Source organism: Mesorhizobium sp. M2A.F.Ca.ET.037.01.1.1 (assembly GCF_003998075.1).
Taxonomy (GTDB): domain Bacteria; phylum Pseudomonadota; class Alphaproteobacteria; order Rhizobiales; family Rhizobiaceae; genus Mesorhizobium.
Window position 1 is genome coordinate 1 of the sequence record NZ_RZSA01000396.1, and the last position, 5,545, is coordinate 5,545.

A 5,545-nucleotide genomic window follows, 5' to 3' on the forward strand; every position below is an offset into this window, starting at 1 on the left:
GTGCGGGCCGTAGTCGTAGAACCCGGAATACTGCCAGAGCGCGATGCGGCAGATGCCGACGACGCCGAGGATCGAGCCGAGCACCACCCCGGTCGGCAGCTCGCGCAGCGCCACCCGCCACCAGTCGCGCAGACCGATCTCGCGCAGCGCCAGCGCGCGGATGACGAGCGATGTCGCCTGCGAGCCGGAATTGCCGCCGGAACTCATGATCAGTGGGATGAACAGCGTCAGCACGATCGCCTTCTCCAGCTCACCCTCGTAGCTCTGCATGGCGTTGGCCGTCAGCATCTCGCTGAGGAACAGCGCGCAGAGCCAGCCGGCGCGCTTCTGGATCATGGCGAGGAAGCCCATCTTCATATACGGCTCGTCCAGCGCCTCCATGCCGCCGAAACGATGCACGTCCTCGGTCGTTTCCTCGATCATCGTGTCGATGATGTCGTCGACGGTGACGATGCCGAGGATCCTGCCGTGGTCGACGACAGGCAGCGCCAGGAGGTCGTATTTCGAGATGGTCTGCGCCAGGTTCTCGCGATCGGTGAGCGGCGTCACGGTCACCGGCATGCGATCAGGCGCCACCGACAGGATCAAATCCTCCGGGTTGCCGGTGATCAACCGGCGCAACCCGGTCGAACGCAGCAGGAGCTGCGTCTCCGGATCGACGATGTAGATGGCGTAGATGGTTTCGCGCGTGCGCTCGACCTTGCGGATGTAGTCGAGCGTGCGGCCGACGGTCCAGTCGGAAGGCACGCTGACGAATTCGGTCGTCATGATCGAGGCGGCGCTGCCTTCTGGGTATCCGAGGATTGACAGCAGCGTGGCGCGCAGCGGCGGGGCAAGCGCGCCGAGCAGCTCCGAGCGGGGCGGTTCATCCAGCTCGCGCAGAATGTCGGCCGCGCGGTCGGCCGACATGGCGGTCAAAAGCTTGCTCGCCTGGGCGCGTGGCAGTGCTTCCGCGAGTTCCGGAGCGCTTTCGAGTTCCGGCTGATCGAAAATCTCGACCAGCCGCTCGAACGGCACAGCGCAGAGCAGCTCGATGGCTGTCTCGCGAGGCTCGTGGTTGAGGGCTTCGACGACGTCGGCGACGTGGTCGTTGGCAAGAACACGGGCGACGGCGACGGCTTCGTCGTCCGATACGGGTGCGAATTCGTTCATGGGCTCACTCCTTGCCGTCCGGCAGGACGTGAGCCGTGCAGGTCACGTCAGGGAGGACGGCGGTTGCGTTCGACTGTGACTGTCGCCAGGCATGGCGGGTTGACCTTTCTGCTCGCGGGGTAGCGCATGACCCCGAAAATCGGGTTCGATTTTCGGAAAGGATCATGCGCAATTCTAAGTTTCTACAGCGTCCTTTACGCGTCCGAAGGACGCGTGGCGCTGTAGTTGGAAATCAGCGAGCGCGCGCAACATAGGAGCGCATTTTGCCGAGTCAATCGCGAAGGGCGCTGAAAACGGACGCGGGGAGGCCGGATCGCGAGACTGTGATCGAGGGCGGCCTAAGCCGGGCCACGGCCGCCGATCAAGGGCTTGGTATGACTGCTATTTCTGCTTCAGCCGGCGGAAGCGCAGCCATTTGTCCTCGGTCGGCCGCGGCGGCTGGGTGAGGATCGTGGTGAGCTCGCGCGGCAGGCTGGGAGCGAGGGGCTTCTTGGTGGCGACGCTGTCGGCGATCGCAACCACGCTGTGATAGAATTCCTCGCCGGAAAGCGAGCGCGGCGGCACTGCCTCGTGCATGACGCTGATGACGGTGACGTTCGGACAATTGTCCTTGATCGCCTGGTGGAAGGCTATCTTGCCATCGGGGTCGAGCGCGCCGGTCGCCTCATCGAGGAAGAGAAGCCCGGGCTGCTGCAGGATGATGCGCGCGACCACCAGCTTCTGCTTCTGGCCGCCCGAAAGCACCTGATCCCAGATCTTGCCTTCGCGGCTCTCGTCGGCCAGGTGTTCGATGAAGTCGCCGAGACCGGCCTTGTGCAAAGCCGCCGCTACCTGGGTGTCGCTATGGTCGTTCTCTGAACCCGGCAGGCAGACGAGTTGCTTCAGCGACACCTGCTGCAGCTTGACCTCCTGGGCAGCGTAGAAATTGGTGACGCCTTCCGGGAAGACGATGGTGCCGCGGCCATAAGGCCACAGGCCATTGATCGCCTTGATCAGCGATGTCTTGCCGCAGCCGGACTCGCCCTTGAGGAAGGTCCATTCGCCGCGGCGGAAACGGAGGTTCGCAGCGCTGAGGAAAGGTGTGGCGTCCTCGCCTTGATGGGCGAGTTCCAGCTTCTGGATGGTGAGACCGAAAACCGGGTTCTGGCTCGCGTAGCTGAAGTCGGATCGGCCGGTCTGCTGGTAGAATTCCCGCGGGCGCTGGACGTTCTCGATCGCGTTGGCGAGCTCGGTCACGCGCTGGCTGTTGGCTCTGAGCGTCGCAATCGCTGGCATGACATGGATGAACCACGAGCACTGGCTGATCAACTGGGCGACCATTTCGGAACCGGTGATGTAGCCTTTGTAGTCGAGGCGGTTGTGGATGAACGACAAGAGGCCTGGCGCGTAGGCAACGATACGGGCGCCGACGAAATTGTAGATCAGCTCGAACGAGGTGTAGCTGGTGTTGACGATATTCAGTCGGCCCCATGTCTTGTCGATATCGACATAGAGCCTGTCATGCATCGACTTCTGCACGTCCTCGCCATGCGAGGCGGCAACGTGGAAGCTGCGGCGCAGGAATGTAATGAGTTCGCTGCGGTAGCTGCCCTCCGCCTGTTGCATGCGGACATTGAGCCGCTCGAGCAGGCGTCCGAGCTTGACCGCGATCCAGGTGTTCAGCGGCACGTAGATAGCGACGGCAAGGAAAGCCAGCACCGCGGTGCCATAGCCGCCCAGGAATTCTAGGCCTTTGACCTCGACCGATGATCCGATCAGGTTTTCGCCAATGAAATAAAGCGACGTCGCTACGCCAAGCACGCCCATGGCAAGCCCGATGGCTCCGCCGGTCATGTCCTTGATCGATTCCTGGATGCGCTGGTCGATATTGTCGGGAGCGACGATGCCGCTGGCCGCCGAACCATGCTGGGCATGGAAATGGGTATGATTGCCGTCTAGCAGGGCTTGGTTGAACTGGTTGTCCAGCCAACCGCGCCATTTGCGGTGCAGGGTCGTTGAAACGAGGTTGCGCACGCCGGTGAAGCCGGCATCTTTCAGGATCACCAGCAGTACCAGTATGCCGGCGTTGGTCAGGATGGTCTGCAGCGGATGGGTGTTGGCGGCATCGTGGAGGAAAGCGATCGAATTGCCGAGTTCGCCCAACGCCACGGCAAACCAAACGCCGGCCTTGCTGGAGAGAGCGGTGAGGGCGGCGATGACGAAGGTGAGCGTCCAGGCTTCCTTCCACCGGTCGGAGAACCAGTACGCTCGCATCAGCCCCCAGAATGTACGCATCGACGATACCGGCGTCAGGTGCGAGGTCCTTGCCTCACTGGATGTTTGCTCCGGTACTGTACGTTGCGGTCTACCGACCCCAGTCACGATCCCGCCCAAACCTTTCTAGTTTTGTTACACATGGTAACACCAATTGATCATTTTCAATTAATTTTCTGGCGAGGAATGTGAGCAGGGTTACGCGTCGTGGCGCGAGGGCAACAGAAAGCCAATCCCGAGATAGGATTTGTCTCGGTGAATTCCGCTCTTATTCCAGCGTCTTAGGGGCAATTCAGCTACCAGGCGAAAAGCTTACCTTAGGGAAGCAAAAAACACGGGTTTGTGAACGAAAAGGGGTGCCGATCAGCCGAAATGGCTACTGGGCGGTGACCGGAATGCCCGAAAATTTGCCGTCGGTGACCTCTTCGGGCTTGCCCGATTCGTCTTTTCCCGAGGCGCTGAAATGACCGGAAATGGTCTTTGCGGCTGCGTCGTATTTGTCGATGACGATCTTGCCGCTGCTGAAACGGATATGGCCTACCATGGCGCCGGAATCGAGAACGTTGAAATTGGCGCTGTTGGCGGGCGAGCCCGTCTTGAGCGGATAGGCGCCGGCAAGGTCGTTCGGATCCTTGAGCTCGAGCATCGAATTGAAGGTCATGGTCGGCGACCCCTGTTCTGTTCCCGACAAGTTCAGCATCGGCTTGCCGCCCATCTGCATCGTCTGGGCCAAGGTGAAGGACGCCGTCCAGGGCTTGCCTTCGAAAGTCGCCGACATGACGGCTTCCTCGGCGGACACGCGCTGCAATGTCAGCGGGAGCCCAAGGGCGAGAGGCAAGCACAACAGCGACAATGCGCGACGCCTAACCGCCATTCGGTGCCCCTCAAATCAGCTAAACCCTTGCCGATCCTAGCTCAGCGCCGTGATCGAGGCGATTCACCAGATCGTGTTTTGGCGGCTGGACATGATTTGACAACGCCCGCCTGCCGGGTCGAATCTGCCCGGCGATGGTTTATGTCGAGGGGGATGACATGCCTGCACGGACAACCGCACTCGCGCTGTTCAGCATTTTCATCTGTCTGTCGGCGGCGCATGCCGGCAGTCAAAGTATTCCGGCCAGCGCCGAAGGCCAGGTCGAATTCAACACGCCGTCCGGCAATATCGGCTGCATCTACACGCCGAAGGGCGGCACCAGCACCTACCAGCCGCGGGATGGCGGGCCGGAGCTTTCCTGCTCGCGCGTCGAGCCGAGCTACGTCACGGTGATTTTGGGACCCGAAGGGCCGGCGAGGCTGATCAAGAACCCCGGCGAGCAGGGTTGTTGCAGCGACGTGACCAAGCTCGGCTATGGCAACAGTTGGAGCCAGGGGCCGTTTTCCTGCCAGTCGTCGACGAAGGGACTGATCTGCACCGGCAGCAATGGGCACGGCTTCTTCCTGAGCAAGGCCAAGGTGACCGCGAAATAGGAGAACCGTAGCCTTTCGCCCGAGCTGCGCCGGACGATGCTCAGTCCGCGACGGTTTCCAATTCGCCGCGCGCCTTGGCCTGAGCCACCTGGCGGATCGCGTCGGCAAGCGTGTCGGCATCTTGTGCGCCCATCACCGCGTATTTGCCCTCAAGCAGGAAGCAGGGCACACCGGTGATGCCCATGCGCGAAGCGGTGGCGATCTCGTTGCGGACGGCCTCGACGTCGGCGTCGGTCGGCAGCAGCGTCTCGACCACCGATGCATCCATGCCGGCCTCGCCGGCGGCCTTCACCAGCGCGGCATGGTCGCCGATATTGGCGCCTTCCTCGAAATTCAGCTGGAAGAGGCGGCGCACCAGCCGGTTCTGGGCATCTTCACCCGCGGCGCCTGCCCAGCGGATGACGCGATGCGCGTCCAGCGTGTTGGCCGCGACCTTGATGGCACCGAATGCGAAGTGGATTCCCTCGGCTTCGCCCAGCGGCTCGATGCGCGCATGGATCTGTTGAATGCGTTCCTCGCTGCCGAACTTGCCGAGCATGTATTGGCGGCGATCCATGCCTCCAGGCGGGATGGTCGGATCGAGCTGGAATGGTCGCCAACTGACACGCACGTCGACATCGCTTGCGGCAGCAATGGCCTTGTCCAACCGCTTCTGGCCGATGAAGCACCAGGG

Annotated in this window: 5 protein-coding genes; 1 reads left to right on the forward strand and 4 read right to left on the reverse strand. The window is 62.0% G+C overall.

What is annotated here, in order from left to right:
* The 3 genes from mgtE to EOA27_RS19585 form a co-directional block, all read right to left on the reverse strand.
* Positions 1-1,152, reverse strand: a 1,152-nt coding sequence (gene mgtE / locus EOA27_RS19575) for a magnesium transporter (RefSeq protein ID WP_127256920.1), incomplete at its 3' end; no start/stop codon positions are given.
* A 381-nt stretch (positions 1,153-1,533) separates the two neighbouring features.
* Positions 1,534-3,426, reverse strand: coding sequence for an ABC transporter ATP-binding protein/permease (locus tag EOA27_RS19580; protein ID WP_189343132.1), 1,893 nt, complete (start codon positions 3,424-3,426; stop codon positions 1,534-1,536).
* A 355-nt stretch (positions 3,427-3,781) separates the two neighbouring features.
* Entirely contained in the window at positions 3,782-4,183 is a 402-nt protein-coding gene (locus tag EOA27_RS19585; protein ID WP_126082724.1) for a DUF6252 family protein, read from the reverse strand.
* Between the two features lie 254 nt (positions 4,184-4,437).
* On the opposite strand from EOA27_RS19585, the gene EOA27_RS19590 reads away from it, so the two are divergent.
* Positions 4,438-4,872 carry a hypothetical protein gene (locus EOA27_RS19590; protein WP_126082725.1) on the forward strand — a complete coding sequence of 145 codons (435 nt, stop codon included), beginning with the start codon at positions 4,438-4,440 and terminating at the stop codon, positions 4,870-4,872.
* A 40-nt stretch (positions 4,873-4,912) separates the two neighbouring features.
* Here EOA27_RS19590 and EOA27_RS19595 read toward each other — a convergent pair.
* Positions 4,913-5,545 (reverse strand): DsbA family protein (locus EOA27_RS19595; RefSeq protein WP_145970428.1); only part of this gene is annotated, 633 nt, incomplete at its 5' end.

Excerpts from the sequence above, each read along its gene's own strand:
- EOA27_RS19585 (WP_126082724.1), bottom strand. The coding sequence starts at position 4,183 with ATGTCGGCGACTTTCGAAGGCAAGCCCTGGACGGCGTCCTTCACCTTG.
- EOA27_RS19590 (WP_126082725.1), top strand. The coding sequence starts at position 4,438 with ATGCCTGCACGGACAACCGCACTCGCGCTGTTCAGCATTTTCATCTGT.
- EOA27_RS19580 (WP_189343132.1), bottom strand. The coding sequence starts at position 3,426 with ATGCGTACATTCTGGGGGCTGATGCGAGCGTACTGGTTCTCCGACCGG.